Raw genomic sequence first — 25,634 nt, 5'->3', positions numbered from 1 at the left:
GGGCTCACTTCACGAGCGGCGCCGGGACGGCGAGGCGGAGCGGCCCTCGGGGAGCGCCGCGCTCGAAGACCTCGCCGCGCCGGTCGGCGACGCCGAGGCGCATGAGGCCGTCCGCGCGCACGAGCGCGAAGGGGGCGCGCGGGACCGGCGCGTCGCGGGCCGAGCCGCCCCGGCCCGCGTCGAACGGGACGACGAAGACCGCGACGTCCTCGGCGCCCGAGGGGGGCGCGCGGGGCGGGGCGGCGTGGGCGCAGCGCACCGCGACCGAGGCGTTCCTGTCCTCGCCGGCGCAGCGGGCGAGCGCGCGGCGATCGGCGTCGGCGCCGCCCTGCGCGAGGTGATCGGCGGCGGCGAGGCGGACCGCCTCGGCGGGGTCCCGCGCGAGCAGGTCCCGGGCCGCGGCGCCGTCGCAGCGCGCCCGGGCGACCGTGAGGCCGGCGAGCGCGTTGGCGCGCACGTAGGGGCGCGCGTCGGCGAGCGCCCCGCAGAGCGCCGCGGCCGCGCGGGCGGGCTGGCCGGCGCGGCCCGCGATGCGCCCGATCGCGCCCGCCGCGTTGCCCGCCACGGCGGCGTCGGGGTCCTTGAGGAGCGGCTGGAGCAGCGGCAAGGCGTCCCTGTCCCCCACCGCGCCGAGCGACCAGACGGCGTTGGCGCGGACGCCCGGATCCGGATCGCCCGCGAGGTTGCGGAGCGCGGCGGCGGCCTCCGGGTGCCCGGCGAGCGCCTCGGCGATCTTGCGGCGGTCGTCGATGGGCGCCGCCGAGGCCATCCGCGCGAGCGCGGCGCCCGCGGCCTGCCCGGGCATGCGGCCGAGCCCTTCCAGCAGCGCGTCGCGCGCGGCGTCCGGGGCGCTCGCGATGGCCGCCGCGACGTCGTGGGCGAGGCCCTTGCCGCTGCCGTCCTTCGGGTCGTCCGCCACGCGCGACAGCGCGCCCGAGAGGGCGATGCCGAGGGCGCCTCGGTCCTGCTCGGCGGCGACGGTGAGGCGCTGGAGCAGCGCGCGCGCGATCGTGGGGCCGGCGACGCGGGAGAGCGCGACGGCTGCCCGGAGGCGCACGTCGGCCGACTCGTCGTCGAGCGCCTCGAGGAGCGCGGCGTCCACGGCGGCGCCGAGCTTCCCGGCGGCGCGCGCCGCGCCGAGCGCCTCGATCACGGCGAGGCGGAGCGGCGCGGAGCGGGCCTTCGCGAGCGGCAGGAGCACCTCCTGCGCGCGCGGCGAGCCGGTGCGCCCGAGGAGCTGGACGAGGGCGAGCTTCTCGTCGGGCGGGGTGGCCGGGTCGATCAGCAGGGCCCGCGCGGGGTCGACGGCGCGCCCGTCGGGCCGCGCGGGATCGAGCAGCGCGGTCGCGGCGCGGATCGCCTCGCGGCGGACCGAGGGGTCGACGTCGCCGAGCAGCTCGAGCACGCTGGGCAGCGCCGCGGGGTCGCCGAGCGCCCCGAGGGCGCGGAGCCCGTGCCGGAGCGGGACGACGCCCCGCTGCATCCCCCGGACGATCGCGGGCAGCCCTTCCCTGGCCTTGAGCTCACCGAGCACGAGGGCGGCGCCCGCGGCGGTGTTGGCCGACGGCGCGGCCGCGAGCGCGGCGACGAGCGCGGGGAGGGCGGTGCCCTTCGGAGCGCTCGCGCCACCGCCGGGCGGAGCCGCCGGCGCGGGGGCCGCAGCCGGAGCGGGGGCCGCAGCCGGAGCGGGCGTCACCGCCGGCTTCCCGGCGCTGACGAGGGCGTCGCGGACCGCGGACCGCGGCGCCGCGGGGTCGTCCTTCGCGAGCGCCGCGAGCAGCACCTTCACCGCCGCGTCGGAGCCGATGCGGCCGAGCGCCCGGAGCGCCGCCTCCCGCACGTCGTTGCTCGAGGTGCCGCTGTCGGTCGGGCGCGCTCCGAGGAACGCGCCCGTGCCTGCCGGCGACGCCTCGACGAGATCGGCGATCGCGGACGTCGCCTCGTCCGAGCGCAGCCGGCCGAGGGCGCTCACCGCCTCGACGCGGACGTCCTGGGATGCGTCCTGGAGCGCGAGGATGAGCGCGCTGACGGCCCGCGCATCGCCGAGCTCTCCGAGCGCCCGCGCCGTGGCCCGGCGGACCTCCGGGACCGAGTCCTGCACCTTGCCGATGAGCGGCACGACGGCGCGCGTGTCGCCGATCCGGCCGAGCGCACGCACGACCTCCGCGCGCACCTCCGGCGCGGTGTCGTCGAGGTGGCCAAGCAGCGGCGAGACGGCGTCCGGGAGCCCCGCCGCGCCCATGGCGGCCGCGGCGGCGAGGCGGACGTGCGGGTCGGGATCGCCGAGCACCCGGCCGAGGGCGACGACGGATCGATCCGTGGGCGCCACGCGGATCACGTCGCAGGCCGCGAGCCGCAGGCGCGCGTCGCCCTCGCCGAGCCACTCGATCACGAGGTCTCCTGCGCGCGGCATCCGGAAGCGCACGGCCGCCCCGGCGAGGTACAGCCGCACCTCGACGTCCGGGTCGCTCATGCCCTTCTGGATCAGCCCGATCGCCGTCTCCGGGGCGAGCTCGCCGACGCGGGTGGCGGCGAGGCGCCGCTCCGAGACGTCGCCCGACGTGAGCGCGCGCGCGATCTGCTCCGGCACGTTCGGCCAGAGGAACGCGGCGGCGTCCCCCGGCGGCGCGAGCGCGGCGGCCGAGGCGGCGACGACGAGCAGGACCTGCGGGAGCCGGCGCAGCGGAGAGACGGTACGGCGCACGACCCGAGCGTAGTACAGCGAGCGCGGCCGCGTCATGGCCGTTCCAGGCGGCTCGAGCGCCGAGGGCGAGGCGCCGGGCGGACGGGTGCGCTGGAGGGAGGGCGTTTCCGCGCCCCGGGGAGCGCCACCCCCCCGGAGCGCTCCCGGAACCGTCCTCGCCGTGCAACAGTCCACCGAGGTGCCCACATGACCCCCTTTTCCGTTCTCGACCTGGCTCCGATCGTCCAGGGTGGAGATGCCGCCCAGGCCTTCCGCAACACGCTCGACCTCGCCCGCCACGCCGAGCGGCTCGGCTATCGCCGCTACTGGCTGGCCGAGCACCACAACATGGGCGGCGTGGCCAGCGCCGCGACGTCGGTCGTGATCGCGCACGTGGCCGGCGGCACCTCGACGATCCGCGTCGGCGCGGGCGGGATCATGCTGCCGAACCACGCGCCGCTCATGATCGCCGAGCAGTTCGGCACGCTGGCGTCGCTCTTTCCCGGGCGCATCGATCTGGGCCTCGGGCGGGCTCCCGGGTCCGACCCGGCGACCGCCCGCGCGCTAAGGCGCAACCTGTCCGGAGACGCCGATAGCTTCCCTCAGGACGTCCTGGAGCTGATGGGCTACTTCCGCCCGGCGGAGCCTGGCCAGCTGGTGCAGGCCGTGCCCGGCGCCGGCCTGAACGTGCCGATCTGGATCCTCGGCTCCAGCCTCTTCGGCGCGCAGCTCGCTGCGGCGCTGGGCCTCCCTTACGCCTTCGCCTCGCACTTCGCGCCGGGCCAGATGGCGCAGGCGATCGCGCTGTACCGCCGGGAGTTCCGCCCCTCGGATCAGCTCGCGCAGCCGGTTGTCATGCTGGGGGTCAACGTGTTCGCCGCCGACACCGACGAGGAGGGTCGACGGCTGGGGACCTCGCTTCAGCAGGCCTTCGTCAACCTGCGCCGCGGCCGCCCGGGGCCCCTGCCGCCGCCGGTCGACGACTTCGAGCGCCAGCTGAGCCCGCTGGACCGCGCTGGCCTCGAGCAGATGCTGGCCTGCACGATCGCGGGCTCGCCCGAGGCCGTGCGGCGGGGGCTGGACGCCTTCATCACCCGCACCCGCGCCGACGAGCTCATGGTGAGCTCACCGATCTTCGATCACGCGGCGCGCGTGCGCTCGCTCGAGCTCACCGCGCAGGCGCGCGACGAGCTCGCCCGGGCCGGCTGAAGCCCCTCGCCGGCGGCGCGGGCTCGTGCTGGGCTCGACGCCTCACCCCGGGTCGATCCGATAGATACGCCCCGTGTTGAACATCACCACATAGATCTCCCCGGCGGCGTCCTCGCCGAACGAGGCCGGGAGACCGTTCGGGCTCAACGCGGTGGTGAGCTCGGCCCGATCGGTCGCGGCCTTGCCGTCCCACACGAAGGAGAAGAAGCGCCCTGTCACGTAATCGGCATACAGATAGCGGCCGCGCAGGCACGGGATCTTCGCCCCGCGATAGACGTAGCCGCCGACGATCGAGCCCGCCTCGCTGCGGGGGTGCTCGACCGCGGGCGGGACCCCGCGCGGCTTGCACGCCGCGCCCGGTGGATAGCAATGGGCGCCCTCCATCGCTTCCCAGCCGTAATCGTTCCTGCCCTGGCCAGGGCGCTCCACAAGGATCTCCTCCCAGCTCTTCTGACCGACATCGCCGATGTACAGGTCCCCCGTGAGCCGGTCGAAGCTGAACCGCCACGGGTTCCGGAGCCCGTAATCCCAGATCATCGGATCTCCGCTGCTCATGTTGCCCGCCGGCGCTTTCCCCGGCTGCTCGACGTCGATCCGGAGGATCTTGCCGAGCTTCGAGGTGAGATCGGCCGCCGGGCTCGGCGATCGCGCGGAGTCGCCGATGGCGGCGTAGAGGTGGCCGTCCTTGCCGAAGGCCAGCATGCCGCCGACATGGTTCCAGGCGCCGTGCTTCACGTCGACGAGCGACCGGACCGGCTCGGGATGGGCGGCGTCGGCGCCCTGCGCCGCGCGCTTCCACTCCTCGATCACCACGTTGCCGCGCGGGGCCGACGAGTAATGGAGCCAGAAGCGCCCGTTCCTCGCGTAGTCCGGGTGGAAGGCGAGCCCGAGCAGGCCGCCCTCCGCGTTCGGCGCCGGAAAGAACACGCGCGATCGCACGTCGAGGAAGGGCGCCGGCTGGACCGCGCCGTCCTTGACGAGCCGGAGCGTCCCCGCTTTCTCGAGCACCACGAGCCGCGCCGGATCGCCGGGCGGCCCGGCGACATACGTCGGCTGGTCGAACCCGCTCGCCACCAGCGTGAGCTTCAGCGGCGGGACGCCGCCGCACTTCGCCGGACGAGCGAGCTCCGCCGCGTTCGCCGGCGGCGGCGCAGGCGCGCCTTCCGCGGCGGGCGCGCCCTTCGTGGCGGCCGCGCCCTCCGCCGCGGCGGGCGCCGGACCGGGGGTCGCCGCGCTCGCCTGCGCCGGCGGCGCGGCCGCGTTCCCTGCCGCGGCCTGGCCGGCGGCGCCGCCCTCGCGAGGTCCTTCGGGCGGCCCAGCGACCTGCACACGCCTGTCGCAGGCGGCTACACTGCCCGCGAGCAGGAGGCACAAGGCGGTCCGATGGAACGCGCACGCTCTCGTCACACAGGCAGCGCGCCCCGCGGCGCGGCGGTGGATCGGTCTCTCGGACAAGCGGACACCTCCGTCTCCACCTTCATCATGACCGGCCATCCATGGCAAGCCGTGGTCGCGTCGCTGCTGCTCGCGAGCTGCGGCGGTTGCAGCGCGCAGGAGACGCCCCGGGCCGATCGCCTCCCCGCGCCCGACCGGCTCGGCGCACACGCCGGAACGGCCGCGCGCGGCGCCGGAGCGGACGAGCGCGGCGCCGGAGCGGACGAGCGCCCAGCCGCGAGCGCGCCCACCGCGCTCCGGGATCCGCCGCATCCGCCGCCCTGCAAGGACGGGGACGAGGATCCTCACGATCTCCGCTGCACCGGCCTCTACAGCGACTTCGGCGCGCGCTCGCTCGCGGGGGGCGTCCGCGAGTTCAGGCCGGCGTTCGAGCTCTGGAGCGACGGCGCCGAGAAGACGCGCTGGATCTACCTCCCTCCGGGCTCGACCATCGATGTCTCCAGGATGAACGACTGGATTTTCCCTGTCGGCACCAGGCTGTGGAAGGAGTTCCGGAACCCCGCCTCCGGCGCGAGCCGCCGCCTCGAGACGAGGCTCCTCTGGAAGACCGCGGAGGATCGCTGGACGCGCGCCACCTATGTCTGGTCGGAGGACGGCGCGAGCGCGCTGCAGGTGAAGGCCGGTGTTCCCCACGTGCCCGGCGCGGACGGCTATGTGATCCCGGCGCAGGTCGACTGCATCCGCTGCCACGCGGGCAAGACCGATAACCCGCTCGGCTTCGAGGCGATCCAGCTCGCCGCGCGGGGAGCAGGCGGACTGACGTACGCCGAGCTGGTCCAGCGCGGCCTGCTCTCGCCGGCGTCCGGACGCCCGCTGCCCAGCGCGGCCGCGCTCGAGGTGCCCGGGACCGAGACGGAGCGGCGCGCGCTCGGTCTGCTCCACGCGAACTGCGGTGTCTCGTGCCACCATCCGTTCGGCGTCGCCACGCACTTCGAGATGCGCCTCAACATCGATGCTGCCGGCCAGGTGGGCGATGTGCGCGGCACGCGCGTCTACCAGACGGCGATCAACCAGCCAGCGAAGCTCCGCCCGTCCGGGGCGCCGCCGGAAGCACGCTATTACCGGCTGAGGCCCCGCGATCCGGATCGCAGTACGCTGCTCCGCGCCATCTCCCGGCGCGACGCGCCCGGCGCAACGCCCGAGCAGATGCCGCCGCTCGCGACCCGCCGCGTCGACGAGGAGGCCGTCGCCGCGGTCCGCGCCTGGATCGAGGCGATGACCCCCGCCACCGGCTACCCGCCTGCCGCGCCCTGACGGGCCGCGCGCTGCAAGAGTCCGCGCCGGCCCCGGGTGGCTGCCCGCAGCCGGAAGCCCTATCCTCCCGCCATGCCGCCCGCCGCTCTGAAGAAGGCGCCCGCCACGGTCGCCGACCTCCTCGCCATCCCGGAGCCCGAGCGCTTCCACGAGATCATCGATGGCGACCTCGTGCGCAAGGCGATGCCGAGCCCGCGTCACGGCAGCTCGCAGGCGCGCCTCACCATCCGGCTCGGCGGCCCGTACGATCGCCGCCCCGGCGGACCGTGGCCCGGCGGATGGCGCTTCCTGACCGAGACCGAGGTGCAGTTCGAAATCCGCGAGGTCTACCGCCCGGATATCGCCGGTTGGCGCCGGGAGCGGCTGCCCGAGCTCCCAAGGGAAAGTCCCATCCTGGTGCGACCGGACTGGGTCTGCGAGATCCTCTCGCCCTCGAACGAACGCAACGACGTCGTGAAGAAGATGCGCGCTTACAGGCGCTCGGGCGTACCTCACTACTGGCTCATCGATCCGGTCGCCGAGACGCTCATCGTCTATCGCTGGACGGAGGACGGCTATCTCCTGGTCCTGGACGCTCAGGGTGAGGAGCGCATCCACGCCGAGCCCTTCGAGGCCGTCGAGTTCTCGGTGCATGGCCTGCTCGACGGCGACGACGACGCCTGACGAACACGGACGAGCGTCCAGCCTGACCCCTGCGGAGCCCCTGCCGCGCGCGGTCGCCAGCCATCTCCCGGCCGCCCGACCGGCGCCGTCCGAGGCGCCGGCCCGAAGGGCGCGCCGGAAGCCGGTGAAGGGGGCGCGCCGGAAACGCCCTCGCCCGCGCGCCGGGCCGTGGTGATCGCGGCCGCCGGGCTTCATGCTCCCGGCGGTCGCAGCGCCCCGCGGCCTCGGCCGACGCCGCGCTCGCCGCGCGCACGGCACCGGCGGATGCCCCGCCCCTGCCCGAGGAGCGCCCACGACCACGACCGGGGGGAGCACGTCACGTGAAGCAGCCGAAAGAGATCAAGAAGGCAGAGGGCAAGCTCGGGGTCCTGCTGCCGGGGCTGGGCGCCGTCTCCACGACGACCATCGCCGGCACCCTGCTCGCGCGGCGCGGGCTCGCGGCGCCGATCGGGTCGCTCACGCAAATGGGCACGATCCGGCTCGGCCGGCGCACCGACCACCGCGCGCCCAGGATCAAGGATTTCCTGCCGCTCGCGACGCTCGATCAGCTTGTGTTCGGCGCGTGGGACATCTTCCCCGACAACGCCTATGAGGCGGCGCGCCACGCGGACGTGCTGGAGCGCCGCCACCTCGACGCCGTCCGCGAGGAGCTCGAGCGCATCCGGCCGATGCCCGCCGCGTTCTACCCGCAGTACGTGCGGCGCCTCCACGGCACCCATGTGAAGAAGGGCGCGAGCAAGGCCGAGATGGTGGAGCAGCTCCGGGAAGATCTCCGCGCCTTCCTGCGCGACAGCGGCGCGGCGCGCGCCGTCGCCGTCTGGTGCGGCTCGACCGAGGTCCACATCGCGCCTGCGGAGGTCCACCAGTCGATAGCGCGCTTCGAGGCAGGGCTCGCCGAGGACCACCCGGCGATCTCGAGCTCCCAGCTCTACGCCTGGGCCTGCCTGAAGGAGCGCATCCCGTTCGCGAACGGCGCCCCGAACCTGACCGTCGACTTCCCGGCCGCGTGGGAGCTCGCGCGGAAGCAGGAGGTCCCCATCGCCGGCAAGGACTTCAAGACCGGCCAGACCCTGATGAAGACGGTGATCGCCCCGGGTCTCAAGGCGAGGATGCTCGGCGTCACGGGGTGGTTCTCGACGAATATCCTCGGCAACCGCGACGGCGAGGTGCTCGACGATCCGGAGTCGTTCCGATCGAAGGAGGTCTCGAAGCTCGGGGTGCTCGAGCACATCCTCCAGCCGCACGTCTATGGCGAGCTCTACGGCAAGCTCTTCCACAAGGTGCGGATCGAGTATTACCCTCCTCGTGGCGACGCCAAGGAGGGCTGGGACAACATCGATCTCGTCGGCTGGCTCGGCTACCCGATGCAGATGAAGATCAACTTCCTCTGCCGCGACTCGATCCTGGCCGCGCCGATCGTGCTCGACCTCTCGCTCCTCCTGGATCTCGCGCAGCGCGCTGGGCTGCGCGGCACGCAGGAGTGGCTGAGCTTCTACTGGAAGAGCCCGATGACCGCGCCGGCCCTGTACCCGGAGCACGACCTCTTCATCCAGTCGATGAAGCTCAAGAACACGATGCGCTGGCTCATGGGGGAGGACCTCATCACCCACCTGGGCAACGAGTATTACGACTGATCGCGGGCAGCGCAGGGGCGCGCGGCGTGCCCGGCGGTCCCGGCGAGCGGGGGACGCGCGCTGGCGAGCGCGCGCCCCCCAACCCGCTGTTCAGGGCGCGAAGGACACGTCGAGCGTGTACGGCCCAGCGTCGTCCAGGGACCAGAAGCCGTCGACGAAGAGGAACAGGGGAGCGCCGCCGGTCACGTCGAGCACGAGCGTCTCGTCCTCGCCTGCCCCTCCCCTGTCCTCGCACGTGAGCTCGGAGCTCGCCCACAGGCAGCTCGACCTCACGAACAGGGCCTGATCGGTGGCGGACGACAGCACGAGCGTGAGCGTGCCGTCCGCCGGGGGCGTGAACCAGTACACGTCCTCACGCGTGTTCGGCAGGGTGCAATCGCTCGTGAAGGCGATCGTGCCCGTCTGCGTGTCGCCGGTGTTCACCCCGAGCACGGCCTCCCGCGCGCCCTCGCAGGCCGAGGAGCAGTCGTCGGCGCAGGCGCCGAAGCCCTCGGCGTCGTCGCACTGCTCGGGCCGCGTCAGGGTGCCGTCCCCGCAGACCGCCGGCGTGAACGTGGAGCGCAGGGTGTACGGGCCCTCGTCGCCCGGCTCCTCCGCGTCGACGACGAGGCTCACCGACTCGCCGGCGCTCAGGACGATCTCGAGCGACTCGGGGATCCCGCCGTAGGCGCCGTCGGCGCAATCAAGCTCGGTGTCTGGGTCCTCGCACACGCCGCGGGAGTAAAGCCCGTGGTCGGTGTCCGACTCGAGCACGACCGAGAGCGTGCCCGACTGTTCCTCGGGCGCCACGAACAGGTACACGTCCTCGCGGCCAGCGCCCGTGCAGTAGGCATCGAACGCGTTCGCGCCGAGCGAGGTATCGCCCGAGATCTCCGGCAGCGCGGGCGGCGCGGCCGCGCAGGCCTCCGCGACGAGCGCGGCGCACGGTTCGTCGCAATCGTCGTCGTCGCAGTCGACGTCCGCGTCGCGGTCGTTGTCCTCGCCGTCGGCGCAGCTCGCCTCGTAGATCCTGCAGAGGCCGGTGCTCACGTTGCACCTGCCGCGCGTCGGGCAGTGCGCGTCCTCCGTGCACGCCGGTCGGCAGCTCAGCGTCCCGTCGGCGGCGGGTGCGCAGGCATAGCCGGGGCGGCAATCGCTCGAGGTGGTGCACGCCCCGTAGCAGAGGTGCCCGTTAGAGCCGGATGCGATGCAGACGCCATTGCCGGGACAGGTGCCGCCGGTGTGCTCGCACGAGCTGATGCAGTAGCCGGCGGGCCATCCGTTGAAGTCCTCCCGGCTGCAGAAGCTCCCTGCGCACATCGCGTCGTCGGTGCAGGCGGCGCCGTCGGGCAGGTTGACACTTCCGCCTGAGCCACCGACGCCGCCTGAGCCAGCGTCACCTCCCGAGCCGCCGGCGCCGCCACTACTGCCGCCCGAACCGCCGGCACCGCCCGCGCCGCCAGCACCGCCGCCCGTGCCGCCAGCACCGCCGCCCGAACCGCCCGTGTCGCCAGCACCGCCGCCCGTGCCGCCAGCACCGCCCGCGCCGCCAATACCGCCACCCGAACCGCCGGAGCCGCCCGCGCCGCCAATACCGCCGCCGGAGCCGCCCGCGCCGCCAGCACCGCCGCCCGTGCCGCCAGCACCGCCGCCCGTGCCGCCAGCACCGCCCGCGCCGCCAATACCGCCACCCGAACCGCCGGAGCCGCCCGCGCCGCCAATACCGCCGCCCGTGCCGCCAGCACCGCCGCCCGAACCGCCCGTGCCGCCAGCACCGCCGCCCGTGCCCCCAGCACCGCCCGCGCCGCCAGCACCGCCCACGCCGCCAGCACCGCCCGCGCCGCCAATACCGCCACCCGAACCGCCGGAGCCGCCCGCGCCGCCAGTACCGCCGCCGGAGCCGCCGTCACCGCCCTGACCTCCACCCCCCGTCGCGCCGGCGCCGCCGCCGCCGCCCGTCCCTGTGCCCGAGCTCGCGCCGCCGCCATCGTCCCCGCATGCCGCGGCGCTCGCCGTCAGCCCCATCATGAGAAGGCACGTCGTCCATCGCAGATTCATTCGATCGCTCCAGGGAAAGGGCAGACTCGCTCGTCGATGACGCGGCGTGGCTACTCCACCCGCGCGGCGCCATCTTCGGTGCAACCTCCTTTCATGTGAAGCCCCCACAGGCGCCGTTTCCGGAGTCCGTGGGGGCCCGCGCGGGGTGGCGGCCCAATCTGCCCCGGAGTGAACCCCATGAAGGCGGGAAGGCAGGAAGATCATTGATCTTTTCTTCCCGCCTCCCCGCCTTCATGTTCAAATCCGGCCACCACCTCGCGCGGCGTGGTCGCCCGCGGCCGGGGACGTCACTGCCAGCGCAGGTGCACGTCGACGACCACGCCCGTCCGGGTCGAGGTCCCCTCCGCGAACGTGAACGCGGCGCGCTCGATCTCGCAGTTGCCGCGCCCGTCGCAGCGCCGCTCGCGCCCGTACGACAGCTCGATCGCGACCAGCCCGCGCGACGAGAGCGGCTGGAGCTCGCCGGCGCTCGAGGCGCGGTTCGCGTCGCTGTCGCTCCAGAGCACGAGCCGCGGCCACGCCTCGTCTCGCGCCGTGATCCGGCCGTCTCCATCGGAGTCGAGCTCGCGGAGCGCGGTGAACCCGTTCTCCGCGCGGGCGCCGCTCGCGAGCACCGTCGCCGAGCCGAACAGCTCCGCGCCGCCGTCGATCGCCCCGTTGCCGTCCCGATCGAACGCGAGCCAGGGCGTCGCCGCTGTGGGCCAATCGGTGGCGATCGTGGCGCCGAGCCCGCTCAGATCGAAGGCGCCGGTCATCGAGGTCAGGTACTCGACAGGCCGCTGATCGAACGAGAGCACGAGCGGCGTGCTGCTGCTGCTCGACTGGCACCCAGTCCAGGTCGGCACCCCCTGCACGTCCTCGCACAGCTCGAAGCCGCCCGCCTCGTGAACGGTGCAATTCCGGCTTTCGCCGATCGTGCACTCGGCCCCGGCGTCCTCGCCTTCGGACGCGCCCTCGCCGCTCCCCTCATCGCTCCCCTCGCCGTCATCGGAGCCCTCCTCGCCTTCGAGCGCGCTCTCGTCTCGCCCTTCGCCTTCCGCGGAGATCACCTATCCGACGCATCCGGCACCGAACGGCACCGCCGCGAGGAGGAGAGAGAAGGAGAGAGACCCCAGGGAAGCAGAGCGAATCAGGGAGGGCTGTGTCTTCATGGCACAACCCTGGAGCAAGCCCTGCGCCAGCCCCTCTCCGCCCACACAGATCGCTGTTTTCCCGGCAATCGAAGGAGCCGCGAGCCCCGCGGTTCCCCCCGGGCTTGCCAGTATGTGCCGTGGGCACGGCAGGGAGTTGTGCCAGAAGGGTCGCGCCTCGAGCTGCAGCATCAGCGCAGGGTGCATGAGATCCCGGATCGGCCAGAATCGCCAGCGAGGACACAGGAGCATTCCAGCGCGCGAGGGTGCGCGGACGGATGGAGTCGCAGGTCAGCGGCGCTCCTCCAGCGTCCTCGCGCGTCCTCGCGCGCTACCCTCGCGGCGGCGCGTAGAAGTCCACGATCCGGATCGGCTCGGTCAGCCGCACCCGCACGCGCGAGCGTTCGCCGCGAACGTCGCCGCCGATCTGGAAGCTCGTCGCCGGGTCCATCTCGATCGTGACCTCGTCGACGAAGTAGTCGAACACCGTCTCCAGGTCGTCGAACTCCCCGCTCCAGATGCTCGAGAAGTTCCGCACGAACGTGAACGGCGAGATCATCGACACGCGCAGCTGCATCCGGTCCTGGCGATCGTCCGCGTACGGGAACATCCGGAAGCCGAAGCCGTAATAGGGGATCGTCGACAGCGCCGCGATCTTCGCCGGCCCCTCGTAGATGATGCCGCCCTTCTTGATGGGCGCCCCGAGGATCGTCCCCTTCTCGCCGACGCGGATCGCGTCGTTGCCCTCGTTGATGATGCGGCAGTGCGGCGTGCGCCGCACGAGGTAGCTCGGGATCGTCCGCGTCGTCGCGGCGATGGCGTACGCCACCGGCCCCGGCGCGAGCCGCTTCAGCGGGCCGCGCGCGAGCGCCGACTTCACCGCGTTGTAGTCGCGCAGCATCACCGCATCGATCCCGAAGCCGCAGAACGGCGACAGGATGTCCTCGGCCTCGACCAGCCGCAGGTTCCGGCTCCCGGCCTCGGCGCGCAGCCGCTGGAGGTCCACCGCGAGCCCAGGCTTCGCGCCCGCGCCCGCGGACGCGCCGAGCACCCAGGCCAGCGAGTTGCCCGTCCCCAGGCGGAGCAGCCCGAACCGCGGCAGCGGCAGCCCGCGCCGCTTCGCCTCGTTCACCACCGCCGTCACCACCACGGTGAACGTCCCATCGCCCCCGCCCGTGAGGATCGTGCCGTAGCCCCGGTCAACCAGGATCCGCGCGATGCCCTCGCTCTCCTCCACCCGCCGCGACACGAATAGATCCCCGGTGTCAAGGATTTGATCGAGCGTCTCGATCACCTCCGCCGTCACGCTCTTGGCGTTGCCGTTCACCACCACGGCAATCCGGTGGCTCGCCGCGCCCCGCGGCACGTCGCTCGGACGACGCGGCGCATCAGCGGCCACGGCCTGGGAGACGTCATCGGAGCCGCGACCGGCGGGCGGAGAGGTCATGGACCGCGATCTACCACGACCGACCGCTGCGCTTGCAGATCGCGCGGGCGGGCCGAAGCCGAAGGCGACGCGCAGAGGCCGATGCGGGGGCAATGCATGCGCAGAAGCCGCAGAAGCCGCAGAAGCCGCAGAAGCCGACGCCGGCCGGTGGATCGAAGCGTCGAGCCCGCCGGGAGCTTGCTGTAGTCCAACGTGACCAGAACACCGCTCGCGGGCGACCTCCCGCTTTTCGGGAGACGCCCAAGCATGCGATGCTCATGGGTTTTGGCTCTCGGGCCGATCTTGGGTCATGCTGACCCTAGGTAAAGCGAGAGCCTCCCCGAAACTTAGTGGACGGGGAGGTCGATTTTTTGGTAAGGCGACGACCTGTCGAACCAATTGGGCTTGACAGCCGTGCGGGTCTTTACCCCCGCGCGGGCGGCGCGCGCTTGGGGCGAAGGGCCGCGACGATCTCGTACCCAGCGGGGGACGCAGCGACATGCCGAAGATCACAAAGCAGGGCAGCTCCGAGAAGACGGGCACGAAGAAGAAGGCCTCTTCGAGCGCCAAGGGGGGCGCTGAAGCTCAGCTTGCGAAACCCTTGAATCCGGTAATCAAGGAAGACTCGAAATCTTCGTCAAGCGCTTCGAAGCGTAAGCTCGGCCTCCGCGGCGCTGCGCCCTGGGCTGCCCGGCACGCCGCGAAGCACGCCGCCGAGGCGCGGGCCCGGGCCGCCGAGCCGGCGCCTCCCGGCAGCGCCCGCGCGACGATCCGCGTGCCCAGCGGCGCGGAGGAGATCAAGGCGAAGATCGCCGAGCTCCACAACCAGACCCAGAAGATCCGGACGCTCCGCAAGCGGCTCGACAAGGGGTTCTTCGATATCGGGGTGGTGCTCGCCGAGATCCAGCAGCAGGAGCTGTATCAGGCGAAGGGCTACGGCTCGTTCGAGGCGTTCCTCGAGCGCGAGATCGACCTCGGCAAGCAGACGTCGCTGCGCCTCATCAAGGTCGCCCACGTCTTCCAGCGCGAGGTGGCCCTCGACTACGGCATGGACCGGCTGTTCGTCGCGCTCGCCGCCCTCGAGGGCGACGCGGTCCCCAAGCCGGCCCCCTCCGCGATCCCCTCCGCTCCCGGCTCGAAGCCCCCCCTCCCCCTCAAGCCCCCCATGCGTATCGTCGGCTGAACGCCGCTCGGTCTCGGTAGGACCCGATCAGATGCCGGCGCCGCGGGGCGGGGTGGAGCCGGTGGGAGGGCGGGAGACGGGCTCGGGGGTGAAGCGGGGGAGCCGCACGCGGACCGTCGCGCCCTCGGCGGCGCGCGTGTTGACCTCCACACGGCCCGTGTGCTGATCGACGATCTTCCGGACGATCGCGAGGCCGAGGCCGGTGCCCGCCGCCTTCGTGGTGAAGAACGGATCGAAGATTTCCGCGAGGATCGTCGGGTCGATCCCGGGACCGGTGTCCGCGATCGACAGCCAGACCTCGTGCGCGTCCCCCGAGGCACACGCGCGCAAGACCCCGCCGTCGGGCATGACGTCGAGGGCGTTGACGACGAGGTTCAGGACCACCTGCTTGAGCTTCTCCACGTCGCCGAGCGCGAAGCAGTCGTCGGCCAGGTCGCGGACGACCTCGACCCGGTGGCTCGCCAGCGCCTCCTCCTCGAGGTCGAGCACGTCGCGGACGACCCGGGCCAGGTCGACAGGCTCGCGGTGGGGCGCGCGAGGGCGGGCGAGCTCAAGGAACTCGCCGAGGAGCCGGCCCAGGCGGCCGATCTCCGCCTCGACGATGCCGACCCGCCGCTTCATGGGCTCGCGGATCGCCTCGTCGGAGAGACGGTCGATGCCGCGGCTGAGCAGGTGGAGCTCCAGGACCGCGGCGTTCAAGGGGTTCCGGATCTCGTGCGCGAGCCCGAGGGCGAGCGGGGCCATGGCGTTCAGGGCCTCGGCGTCGGCGGCGCGCCGCTCGAGGGCGCGCCGCTCGGTCACGTCGATGCCGATGCCATAGACGAGGTCGGTCCGGCCGCCGCGCGCGCCGCTGCGGACGCCGGAGAGGTGCCAGCGCACCCGGCGGATCGCGCCGACCGCGTCCCGGACGCCGACCTCGACCTCGGCGGCGGCGTCGCCCTCGACGACCCCCTGGAACGACTGGTTGAACCGGCGCTGCTCGGTCTCGTCGACAAGCGTCTCGCAGAACGGCATGCTGAGCGCGGCGTCGCCGCCCACCCCGGTCAGCGCGGACAGGCGCGGGTTGAAGAGGGCGACGCGACCCTCGGCGTTCAGGCCGAGGATGAGCACGTCCGCCGCGTCGACGATCGCCCGGTACCGCCGCTCGAGCTCCTCCCGCTCCCGCTTCAGCGAGATCTTCTCGATCGCCTGGGCCACCGTGGAGATGAGCTCCTCGGGGCGGAACGACTTGAGGATGAAGGCGAAGGCGCCGGCCCGGAGCGCGGCCATCGCGGCGTCCACGGTCGCGAAGCCGGTCACGAGGACGATCTCGCCGTGGGGGGCGGCGGCGCGGAGCGGGGCGATGAGCTCGAGGCCGCTCGCGTCCGGGAGCTTGACGTCGACGACCGCGACGTCGAAGCCGTCGCGGCGGGCGGCGGCGAGCCCCTGCTTGCCGTCCGGCGCGAGGGCGACCTCCACGTCGAGCTCGCGCGCGCCCTCCAGGACCTCGCGAAGATTTCTGGCGAGGCTCGTGTTGTCGTCGACGATCAGGATTCGAGCGCGCACGTGGGATCTCCTGGCCGAGCGGTCGGGCGGGCGGCCCGATGCACGGGGCGGCCTTCCGCTTTGGGGCCTTTCCTCAGTTCTATGCTATGAGCCGCCACCATGCGTTCTGTGAGCCGCCACCATGCGTTTCGTTGATCGGTGCCGTCTGAAGGTCATCGCGGGGGATGGCGGCAATGGAGCGATCGCATTCCGGCGCGAGAAGTACATCCCCTTCGGCGGCCCAGCGGGCGGCGACGGCGGCCGCGGCGGGGACGTCGTCTTCGTGGGTGACGAAGGCCTGTCCACGCTACTCGACTTCACCTACGCGCGCACGCTCGAGGCCGACCGGGGCGAGCACGGGATGGGGAGCGACTGCCACGGGCACGCCGGCGCCGACCGGGTCGAGAAGCTCGCGGTGGGGACGCAGATCTTCGACGCGGAGAGCGGCGAGCTGATCGCCGACATGACCGAGCACGGCCAGCGGATCGTCGTCGCCCGCGGGGGCAAGGGGGGCCGCGGCAACCTGCACTTCAAGTCGTCGCACGACCGGGCCCCCCGGCGCTCCGAGCCCGGGGAGCCGGGCGAGGTCCGCGAGCTCCGCCTGGAGCTGAAGGTGCTCGCCGACGTCGGCCTGCTCGGCTTCCCCAACGCCGGCAAGAGCACCTTCGTCGCGGCCGTCTCGGCGGCCCGGCCGAAGATCGGCGACTATCCCTTCACGACGCTCACCCCGACGCTCGGCATGGTCGAGATCGGCGGCGGCGGGCGGGCGGGCGGGTCGAGCTTCGTCATCGCGGACATCCCGGGGCTGATCCCCGGCGCGAGCGAGGGCGTCGGGCTCGGCATCCAGTTCCTGAAGCACGTCGAGCGGACGCGGGCGCTCCTCCACCTCGTGACGCTCGATCCCGGCGAGGGCCGCGAGCCGCTCGCCGACTACCGGGCGCTCCGCAAGGAGCTCAAGAAGTTCAGCCCGGCGATCGCGGATCGCCCCGAGATCGTCGCCCTGACCAAGGCCGACCTGACCGAGGTGCGCGAGGCGTACCCGATGCTCAAGGCGCGGTTCGCGAAGGCGAAGGTGAAGCTCCACCTCGTCAGCGCCGCGACAGGCGAGGGCGTACCCGAGCTCATCAACGAGCTCACGCCCTTCGTGCGCAAGCGCGAGGCGTGATCGCCTCAGCGGGGGTGTTCTCTCCGCGCAGATCACACGGTGTCCTCACGTGGGCTCACCGTTCACATCGGTCGTGAAGCCGCGCGAGCGCGCCCCGCCTGGACAGGCGAGCGAAGTTGGAGTCCACTTGTCGTTTCGGACTCACGCGTCCTTTCACGAGAGGAAGCCCGATGCGCTGGTCGACCTTCAGCAAACCGTCTGCTCTTGCGTGGTGTGTGGCCCTCTTGGCGGCGCTCGGCGCGGGCGGGACGGCGCGCGCCGACGTCGTGCAACCGAACGGCACCGTCGTTCCTGCGGTCCCTGGACGATTGAGCGACCTGATCAACGGGTCGGCGAACAACGACGGCATCGACGAGATGATCGACGTCGTGGCCGACGCCGCGGTGGAGCCGCAGGTGTTCTCGCCGCTCTGCGAGTTCAGCGGCAAGTACATCGCCAAGGGAGGCGGCGCCAACTTCGCCGTCGGCTGGTACAACGTCGACGACAGCCGCGCGAGCGGCGACCCGCCGCTGTACGTTCCTGTGGACACCGGAGGCAGCCTCAACACACCGGCGCCGGAGAGCGATATCCAGATCCTCTTTCCCTTCTCGACCGCCCTGCCGCCCGCCGCGATGCGCGAGCTGACGGCGGTCTCGATCCGGGAGAGCCCCGCGTACGCCGGCGGCACCATCGGCTTCGTGCTGATCCCCAACCCGAACGGCACCGGCACCGGGAACGCCACGCAATACCATTACACCGAGCACCGGTTCAACGTGGAGTGTACGGCGTGCGCGACCCCGGGCCCGTGGTACTCGGATCTCATCTACAGGTCGAACGAGCTCCTCAACACGTTTTACCTGGGCTTCGAGGATCTCGACTTCCTGAACGCGGCCGGCGCGGCAGGGGTGAACGGCAACGATCTCGACTACGAGGACTTCCTGTTCCGCTTCTCCGGCATCACGTGCCCCGAGGCCGGCCAGCCGTGCGAGGTCGACGAGAACATCGGCGCGTGCCGCCTCGGGATCTCCGACTGCGACGCGCAGGGACAGGTGATCTGCACTCCCTTCGTCCTGCCCGGCAGCCAGGCCGAGCAGTGCGACGGCGTCGACAACGATTGCGATGACGTCATCGACGAGGAGGCGCCCTGTCCGGAGAACCAGGTGTGCAACCGCGGCCGCTGCGTGGACCACTGCGGGTCTGCGGAGTTCCCGTGCGAGAATGGGCTCGTGTGCCACGAGGGCCTGTGCGTCGAGACGGCCTGCGTCGACGTGACGTGCGAGGTGGGCGAGGTGTGTCACGGGGGCGAGTGCCGCGCTCCGTGTGACGGTGTGGTGTGCCCGCACGACCAGGTCTGTCGCGCCGGGCGCTGCATCGACCCGTGTCAGGACGTCGTGTGCAACTCCGGCCAGGTGTGCGAAGGGGGCGTGTGCGTGCTCCAGTGCAACTGCCGCGGGTGCCCGACGAACGAGCGCTGCGACATGGAGGGCGGGCGATGCGTCGAGGCGGCGTGCGCCGACGTCGCGTGCGAGGCCGGCACCTATTGCCGGGAGGGCGCGTGCGTCGACGTCTGCGACGGGGTCGCGTGCCCCGCGGGCGAGCGGTGCGAGGCGGGCACGTGCGTCCACGAGCCGCCGCCGCCCACCGCCACGTCGGTCGGCGCGGGGCTCGACCCCGTCTCGTCGTCCGGCGCGGGCGACGCCGCGTCGGGTTCGGGCGGGGCCTCCGCTTCCGGCTCGGGCGGGGCGCCGTCCACCGGCTCGGGCGCCGGCGCCTCCGGGAGCGGCGAGTCGTCGGGCTGCGGCTGCCGCCTCGGCGCCGACACGCCCTCTGCGGGCGGGGTCGCCGCCTTGCTCCTCGCCGCCGGACTCGGGTTCCGCCGCGGGGTACGCCGCCGGCCGGCCCGCGGGCAGCGCCCCGCGCGCGGCGGCGGTGAGATGAGCTGAAGAACCCCAAGGGCGCGCGCCGGAGAGCGCGCGGAGAGATCGGGCGGGCCGCGGCGTCAGGCGATCACGGGGCGCCGGACGTCGCGCCGAAGATCTCGACGTCGTCGATCACGATGGCGCCCGAGTCGACCTTGCCCCGGCCGAGGAAGCCGTTCGCGCCGACGCCGTTCATCTCCGGGCTGAAGGCGAGGCCGATGATCGACGCGAGCACGTCGTTCACGTCGTCGCCGGGGTCGAGCCCCTGGTCGATGGCCCAGCCGGGGAGCGCGATGTCGGCGAACCTGAGCTCGATGAGCGCCGGCTCGGCGCCGAGCCGCACGTCCCAGCCGTGGCGGACGCCGGAGATCCCGTTGCTCTGCGCGGGGCTCTCGACGTCGACGCGCAGCCAGCGCGCCGCGTCGGCGCGCGCCCAGAAGCGGACGCCCTCGAGCGGCGTCACGTCGACCGAGCCCTCGGCGACGGGCGCCGTGAAGTACACATACTGCCCCCAGGCGGACGCCTCGTCGCGGAAATCGAAGCTCAGGAGCAGGCTCTGCGCGCCGTTCAGCGGCGCGTCCTGCGTGATGCCCTGCACGGCGCCGGACGCGCTGTTGGTGGCGAGCACCGTGCCGACGTACAGCTCGATCGTGTCCGCGACCTCGAAGTCGTTGATCCCCGTCGCGGTGAACGAGAAGGGCACGAGGGGCGTGCTGCTGGCGAACCGGCTCAGGCGCTCGCGCAGGATCGGCACCTCGTCCTCGAGGCGCTCGACCGCCAGCTCCCACGCGGCGAGGCCGGGTCCGAACGGGTCCTCCTCGACGGCAGCGCGGATCAGCGCCGCGTGCTTCTCCACCTGCTCTTCGAGCCGCCCCTCGCTGAACGGCCCGTCGAGCAGCGCCTGGAGCGCGGCCTGATAGCCCGCTGCGTCCTGGCTCAAGGCGCCGAGCAGCGCGTCGCAGCCCGGCACGCGCACCCGCTCGGCGCCCATGAACACCGGGAGCACGGTGGGGCAGGTCGCCGGCGTCTCGGTCCAGCGGGGCACGTGGCCAAAGTAGGTGCTGGCGCCGAGGGTCAGGTCGAGATCCCACGGAATCAGGTGGAACTTGCCCGAGGAGGGCTCGTCGTAGAGGTAGAAATTGTGGTTGTTAGCGCCACCCGCGCTGTCGACGTAGAAGGTCGTGACCCCGTCCCAGTTCACGATCGCCTCGTCGACGGCCATGTAGCGCTGCAGTTGCTCGATGTCCGCCCACTGCGACAGCGCGGCGAGGCGCTCGTCGCCCTCGGCGGACGCGAGGGCGGTCGAGAACGCGACCACGCGCTCGTGCGTGGCCTCGTCCTCGTTCGTCTCGAGCCGCTCCGCGTAGTAGCTGGCGTCGTCCGTGACCGGCCACGCTTCCTTGTAGAGATCACCGTCCGGCCCCTCGCGAAAGTGGCTCTCCAGGAAGCGGCCGTCCACTTCTTCGACCATCGAGAAGAGCCCCTGCGACTCACCGTTCACGTGCAGCGTGGCCCACGCGCTCCTCGGGGCCGCGACGCCCATCTCCCGGTACAGGCCGTAGGCGATCCGCTCGTGGAGCTGGGTGGGGTCCCGGACCATCGAATGGAAGTTCAGGCGCTTCTGCGCGTAGAAGCGCTGGCCGTCGACGTACTCGTCGAACTTCACCTTCATGCTGAGCTTCGGGCAGGTGAGGTTCCCCTCCGCGTCGAAGCACATCTCCAGGGTGCCATAACCGCCCTTGAAGCGCAGGCCGACGACGCCCAGGCTCTTGCCCTTGTAGCAAGCCTCGGCCTCCACGTACTCCTCGTCGCGGGCGTTCTTCTTGAGCTCGGCCCAGCGCTCGTCCGGAAGGCGGAAGTCGAAGCGCGGGACCTCGTCCCCCGCGTACAGCTCGTCCGCGTCGCGGTCGGCCAGCGTGGGGTCGGACGGCTCGCAAGGCGGCATCGGGGTCTGCCCGCCGGCCCCGCCGTCGCTCGTGCCGCCTCCCCCGCCGTCGCTCGTGCCGCCTCCCCCGCCGGTGCCCGCTCCGCCGGTGCCCGCCCCGCCCGAGCCTCCCGGCCCAGCGCCGCCGCTCCCGCCCTCATCGTCCCCGCAGCCCGCGCCCACCGCGGCAGCCGCCAGTACAAGCAAAGTCCAATACCCAAGCTTCATGCAATGCTCCTTCACCGGCGGCGAGGGCCATCGTACCCCTCGCGCCGTTCGACACCTGATGTTCGCACGTGCGCTGGCCCGGAGCTCGCGGTTCACCCGCGATGCTGCGGAGCGCTCGCGGCCGCGACGAGGGCCGGCGCCGCGGCCTCGACGGCCAGGCACGCCTCGAACCCCTCGCGGTAGCTCGGATAGAGCAGCGTCATGCCGAGGGCGCGCTTGATCTTCGCGTTGTCCACGGCGCGGTCGTGGCGGAGCGTCTCGTGAAGATCCTCCCGCGGCGCGCCGGCCGGCAGCTCCAGGCCGAGCCGCGCGCAGAGCCAGCGGACGACCTCGATCTGCGGCACGGGCGTGTCGTCCGCGACCACGAAGGCCTCGCCGGGCGCGGCGCGCGCGAGGGCCGCGAGCGCGAGGCGCGCGAGGTCCTCGACGTGGATGCGCGAGACGACGTTCCTGCCCTGCCGATCGCCCTCGCCGGTCATGCGGAAGTCGCCGCGCAGCAGCCGCTGGTGCAGCCCGCGGCCCGGGCCGTAGATGCCCGCGGCGCGCAGCGCCACGGCGCCGCGCTCGCGGTACACGGCCTCGGCCGCGAGGCGCGCCGCGGCGCGCGGGCCGTCGGCCGACGTGGGCGTCGCCTCGTCGATGCGCCCCGAAGCGTCGCCGTACACGGCGGTCGACGACACGTACGCGATCGCGCGCGCGCGGCGGAGCGACGGCGCGATCGCGGCGTCGGTCGCGCCGTCGGGCGGGAAGGCGACGAGCACGTCCGCGCCGTCCGCCACGAGCCGGTCGACGGCCTCGGCGGTGAGCGCCGGCAGGACGCTCACCTCGATGCCGGCCTGCGCGAGCTCAGCGGCGCGCTCGGCGGAGCGCGTCGTCGCGACGACGCGGCCGCCAGACGTCCGCCGCAGGCCGGCGACCACCGCGCCGGTGAAGCCGCAGCCGAGGACGAGGAGCGGGGGAGAGGGATCGAGCATGATCTGGGCGACCCTTCTACCAGCAAAGAGAGGGGATCCCACGGATGGTCGAGGGCCAGCGCCGCCTCTGGTAGCCTGGTCGGCGCAGAGCGGGCGGCCGAGACGCAGCGTGCTCGCCGCCGCAGCGACGCTCCTCAGCGCATGGCGGTCAACGTTTTCATCTCCTACGCCCCCGCGGATCGGTCGCACCTCGAAGCGCTCGAGGCGCACCTCGCCGCCCTCAAGCGGCAAGGCCTGGTGAGCACGTGGCACCGCGGCCGGATCGGCGCCGGCGCGGCGCGCGAGGAGTCGAGCGCGGCGGAGCTCTCCGCCGCCGAGGTGGTGCTGCTGCTGGTGAGCGAGGCGTTCCTCGCCTCGGACAGCTGCTACGAGCGGGAGCTCGGCAGCGCGCTCGAGCGGCATCGCCGGGGGGCGGCGCGCGTGGTGCCCATCCTGGTGCGCGCGTGCGACTGGGAGGGCACCGCGCTGGCGGAGCTCCAGGCGCTGCCGCGGGACGGCGGGGCGGTGACGAGCTGGGCCAACCCGGATGAAGCCTGGAGGGACGTGGTCCAGGACATCCGCGCGGCGCTGGAGGAAGCCGCCGTGAGCGCGCGGCCGGAGGCGGGACCCGCCAGGGCAGCGCTGACGAGCGCGCTCGCGGCGACCCTGCGCGAGGCCGAGGAGGCGATCCGCGCGATCGACAAGCAGATCGCCGCGGCGCAGAAGCGGCGGGTGAGACTGAAGGCCGCCAGCGCGAGCACCGCGGAGGTGGACCAGGAGATCGTCGACCTCCGGCGCAAGCGCCGGGAAGGCGGCCAGCTCCACGTCGGCGAGGAGCTCAGCGAGGGCCGGTACCTGCTGCTCGAGCGGATCGGCCGCGGGGGGTTCGCGACCGTGTGGCGCGCGCTCGACGCGGGGCGGGGAGATCAGCCGGTGGCGATCAAGGTGCTGCACCCAAACCTCGCGGGCGACGAGGGGCGGCGCGAGCGGTTCTTCCGGGGGGCGCGCGCGATGGCGGAGCTCGACCACCCCGGCGTGGTGCGCATCCTGGAGCCGAAGGGCGAGGACGGCGGCTGGCACTACTTCGTGATGGAGCTCGTCCACGGCGAGGACGTGCACAGCGCGGTCATCGGCAAGCGGCTGCCGGGAGAGCGGGTGATTCCGATGCTCCTCCGCGCCGGAGACGCGATCTCGTTCGCCCACGGGCGAGGGCTGGTGCACCGGGACGTGAAGCCGGCGAACATCCTGCTCGATGCGGAGGGAGTGCCGCGGATCACGGACTTCGATCTCGTCTGGGCGCGCGACACGACCGGGGGCACGAGGAGCGGCGCGCTGGGGACCTTCCTCTACGCGGCGCCCGAGCTCATGCACCGCCCGCAGGACGCGGACGCGCGCGCGGACGTGTACGGGCTCGGTATGACGGCCGTGTTCTGCCTGCACGGGGGGGAGCTGCCGCCGATCATGATGCGGTATCCGGGGCGGGTGCTCGAGCGGCTGCCGTGCAGCGATGCCGTGCGGAAGGTGCTCGAGCGGGCGATCGAGTTCGAGGCGTCGGAGCGTTATCCGGATGTGGCGGCGTTCTGCGAGGCCCTGCGCGGCGCCGCAGACGACGGTGAGGGCGGGCCGGGGCGAGAGGGGCTGAAGAGCGCGCGGCCAGCAGAGGGCGGCGGGGATCACCCCCCCGGCTTTCTCGTGTACCGGTGCTTCACCCCGCGCGGGAAGTACTCCGGATCTCCCGCCGCCCTCAGCGTCACCCGCGGCGCGCGCTTCCCGGCCGGCACGTAGCTCCTGAACTCGCTGTTCAGCCGGACGAGGTGCTCCTCGATCGACAGCGCCGCCGCCTCGCGCCGCGCCTCGCTCTCCCCCTCCCCCGGCGCGAGCTCGACCACCACCGAGAGAAACGCGTCCCTGTCCGCGCCCTCGCGGACCTCCAGCACGAACTTCCCGGTCACCCACTCCTTCACGCCGGGCTGCTCGATGCCCACGACCACGTTCTCCGGATAGATGTTCGCCCCGAAGTACGACACCGTGAAATCCGAGCGCCCGAACACGTAGACGAACGGCAGCTCGCGGGCCCCGCGCTCCCCGTCGAGCTCCCGCCGCGGATCGAAGCCGAAGCCGGAGAGCGCCGCCATCAGGTCCGCGTGCGAATAGACGCCCCCGCTGTCGAGGATCGCATAACGGACGAGCGGGATGCCGTTCTCGCCCGAGAAGAGGAGCATCCCCTCGCGCTGCTCGAAGAACCGCACCGCCGGGTCGTACTGCACGAGCGTGGGGAGCCGGTCCTGCCCGAAGAGGGCGCGCGCGGCGTCCGGCCTCCCGGCGAGGAACCTGCGGATCGCGATGCTGAGCGGCGTCTCGTTGCCCAGCACGCCCGCGTCCGCCGTCCCGTACAGCGACGCCGAATCGTAGCAGGGCGACGTCGACCCGACGCGCTCGCCGACCAGGCTCCGCCACTCCTCGCTGAACACCTCGCCGGCCGTCACGAGCTTGATCCGGAGAGGCGCCCAGTCGATCCCGCGCGCCCGCCCCGTGTCGATCACGTCCTTCAGGAAGGGCGGATATCCGAGCAGGACCACCTGTTCGAACGCCGGCCCCAGATCCAGGACGACACGGAAGATCTCGTCCGGGTTGTTGCCCGGCGTGACGACCGTGATCGGATACCCCTTCGCCGCCAGGTGACGGCAGCACGCGGCGGTGTACATCCCGCCGACCCACGAGCCGAGCGCGAAGCACACGACCGCGAGCGTGCGGCGCGCGTCGGCCCGGAAGCTGTCGTGAAACACCTGCTCGAAGCGCCGGGCGACCGGGAGCTCGTCCGTGACGAAGCGCGGCCAGAACGTCGGCTTGCCCGTCGAGCCCGACGAGACGGCGACCATGTCGCAGGACTCGACGCGCCCGCCCCGGCACAGATCCGCGATCGGATGCCGGAGCACGTAGTTCTGCTTCGTGATCACGGGAAGCGCCGCGAAATCCGCGGGGGTCCGGACAGCCGCCGGATCCACGCCGTGCTCGTCGAGGAAGCGGCGATACGCAGGGACGGCCGCGGCGACCTCGTGGAACAGCGAGAGCGCGCCGGCCGCCGGATCGACCTCGCGATGCCGCGACAGCGCCGCGTCGAGCGGCGTGCTCAGGAAAGCGTCGATGGCCGCCAAGACCCGCCTGGGTTGCACATCCTGCATCGCGAGCTCTCCCCTCCTTCCGACGTTTCACGCCGAGGCGCGCAGGCAGCGCACGACCTCCCGGCCCTCTCGCCTTCCGCGGGCTC

General features: G+C 72.9%; 17 protein-coding genes. 8 read left to right on the top strand and 9 right to left on the bottom strand.

Features of this window, described 5'->3' with window-relative positions; genetic code table 11:
- Positions 1-4 precede the first annotated feature (4 nt).
- A complete protein-coding gene (locus WMF36_RS09470) occupies positions 5-2,704 on the bottom strand; it encodes a HEAT repeat domain-containing protein (protein ID WP_437579287.1) in 2,700 nt (899 codons plus the stop codon).
- Between the two features lie 186 nt (positions 2,705-2,890).
- On the opposite strand from WMF36_RS09470, the gene WMF36_RS09465 reads away from it, so the two are divergent.
- Positions 2,891-3,892, top strand: coding sequence for an LLM class flavin-dependent oxidoreductase (locus WMF36_RS09465; protein WP_437579286.1), 1,002 nt, complete (start codon positions 2,891-2,893; stop codon positions 3,890-3,892).
- Between the two features lie 42 nt (positions 3,893-3,934).
- Here WMF36_RS09465 and WMF36_RS09460 read toward each other — a convergent pair whose 3' ends face one another.
- The gene (locus WMF36_RS09460; RefSeq protein ID WP_437579285.1) at positions 3,935-5,221 is read right to left on the bottom strand and encodes a PQQ-dependent sugar dehydrogenase; all 1,287 of its coding nucleotides are present in this window, start codon (positions 5,219-5,221) and stop codon (positions 3,935-3,937) included.
- Positions 5,222-5,374: 153 nt separating this feature from the next.
- On the opposite strand from WMF36_RS09460, the gene WMF36_RS09455 reads away from it, so the two are divergent.
- The 3 genes from WMF36_RS09455 to WMF36_RS09445 all read left to right on the top strand — a co-directional run bounded on the left by WMF36_RS09455 (position 5,375) and on the right by WMF36_RS09445 (position 8,898).
- On the top strand, positions 5,375-6,601 hold the full coding sequence (locus tag WMF36_RS09455) for a hypothetical protein (protein WP_437579284.1): 1,227 nt from the start codon (positions 5,375-5,377) through the stop codon (positions 6,599-6,601).
- 72 nt (positions 6,602-6,673) lie between these two features.
- Positions 6,674-7,264, top strand: a complete 591-nt coding sequence (locus WMF36_RS09450; RefSeq protein WP_437579283.1) for a Uma2 family endonuclease — start codon at positions 6,674-6,676, stop codon at positions 7,262-7,264.
- A 320-nt stretch (positions 7,265-7,584) separates the two neighbouring features.
- Positions 7,585-8,898, top strand: coding sequence for an inositol-3-phosphate synthase (locus WMF36_RS09445; RefSeq protein ID WP_437579282.1), 1,314 nt, complete (start codon positions 7,585-7,587; stop codon positions 8,896-8,898).
- Positions 8,899-8,988: 90 nt separating this feature from the next.
- Here the strand turns inward: WMF36_RS09445 and WMF36_RS09440 are convergent, their stop codons facing one another.
- The 3 genes from WMF36_RS09440 to WMF36_RS09430 form a co-directional block, all read right to left on the bottom strand.
- Positions 8,989-10,935, bottom strand: a complete 1,947-nt coding sequence (locus WMF36_RS09440; RefSeq protein ID WP_437579281.1) for a DUF4215 domain-containing protein — start codon at positions 10,933-10,935, stop codon at positions 8,989-8,991.
- A 287-nt stretch (positions 10,936-11,222) separates the two neighbouring features.
- Positions 11,223-11,984, bottom strand: coding sequence for a calcium-binding protein (locus WMF36_RS09435; protein ID WP_437579280.1), 762 nt, complete (start codon positions 11,982-11,984; stop codon positions 11,223-11,225).
- A gap of 412 nt (positions 11,985-12,396) precedes the next feature.
- A complete protein-coding gene (locus WMF36_RS09430; protein WP_437579279.1) occupies positions 12,397-13,512 on the bottom strand; it encodes a diacylglycerol/lipid kinase family protein in 1,116 nt (371 codons plus the stop codon).
- A 478-nt stretch (positions 13,513-13,990) separates the two neighbouring features.
- Between WMF36_RS09430 and WMF36_RS09425 the strand changes: the two genes are divergently transcribed.
- Positions 13,991-14,674 (top strand): hypothetical protein, encoded by a 684-nt coding sequence (locus WMF36_RS09425; RefSeq protein WP_437579278.1) that lies wholly within the window; start codon positions 13,991-13,993, stop codon positions 14,672-14,674.
- Between the two features lie 27 nt (positions 14,675-14,701).
- Here the strand turns inward: WMF36_RS09425 and WMF36_RS09420 are convergent, their stop codons facing one another.
- The gene (locus WMF36_RS09420; RefSeq protein ID WP_437579277.1) at positions 14,702-16,219 is read right to left on the bottom strand and encodes an ATP-binding protein; all 1,518 of its coding nucleotides are present in this window, start codon (positions 16,217-16,219) and stop codon (positions 14,702-14,704) included.
- Positions 16,220-16,340: 121 nt separating this feature from the next.
- On the opposite strand from WMF36_RS09420, the gene obgE reads away from it, so the two are divergent.
- Together obgE and WMF36_RS09410 are read left to right on the top strand one after the other, a co-directional pair.
- A complete protein-coding gene (gene obgE, locus WMF36_RS09415; protein WP_437579276.1) occupies positions 16,341-17,363 on the top strand; it encodes a GTPase ObgE in 1,023 nt (340 codons plus the stop codon).
- A gap of 170 nt (positions 17,364-17,533) precedes the next feature.
- Positions 17,534-19,285, top strand: coding sequence for a hypothetical protein (locus WMF36_RS09410; RefSeq protein ID WP_437579275.1), 1,752 nt, complete (start codon positions 17,534-17,536; stop codon positions 19,283-19,285).
- Between the two features lie 64 nt (positions 19,286-19,349).
- Here the strand turns inward: WMF36_RS09410 and WMF36_RS09405 are convergent, their stop codons facing one another.
- The gene (locus tag WMF36_RS09405) at positions 19,350-21,413 is read right to left on the bottom strand and encodes a CotH kinase family protein (protein ID WP_437579274.1); all 2,064 of its coding nucleotides are present in this window, start codon (positions 21,411-21,413) and stop codon (positions 19,350-19,352) included.
- Between the two features lie 92 nt (positions 21,414-21,505).
- Positions 21,506-22,387 carry an NAD-dependent epimerase/dehydratase family protein gene (locus WMF36_RS09400; RefSeq protein ID WP_437579273.1) on the bottom strand — a complete coding sequence of 294 codons (882 nt, stop codon included), beginning with the start codon at positions 22,385-22,387 and terminating at the stop codon, positions 21,506-21,508.
- 141 nt (positions 22,388-22,528) lie between these two features.
- Between WMF36_RS09400 and WMF36_RS09395 the strand changes: the two genes are divergently transcribed.
- On the top strand, positions 22,529-24,151 hold the full coding sequence (locus WMF36_RS09395; RefSeq protein WP_437579271.1) for a protein kinase domain-containing protein: 1,623 nt from the start codon (positions 22,529-22,531) through the stop codon (positions 24,149-24,151).
- On the opposite strand, the gene WMF36_RS09390 is transcribed toward WMF36_RS09395, so the two are convergent.
- Positions 24,040-25,548, bottom strand: coding sequence for a phenylacetate--CoA ligase family protein (locus WMF36_RS09390; protein WP_437579270.1), 1,509 nt, complete (start codon positions 25,546-25,548; stop codon positions 24,040-24,042). The two genes, WMF36_RS09395 and WMF36_RS09390, sit on opposite strands and share 112 nt — an antisense overlap.
- Positions 25,549-25,634 lie beyond the last annotated feature (86 nt).

The organism is Sorangium sp. So ce887 (assembly GCF_051521455.1).
In the GTDB taxonomy this organism is placed as follows: domain Bacteria; phylum Myxococcota_A; class Polyangia; order Polyangiales; family Polyangiaceae; genus Sorangium.
Note: the sequence above shows the minus strand (reverse complement) of the source record. Positions and strands in the feature narration are given on the sequence as shown.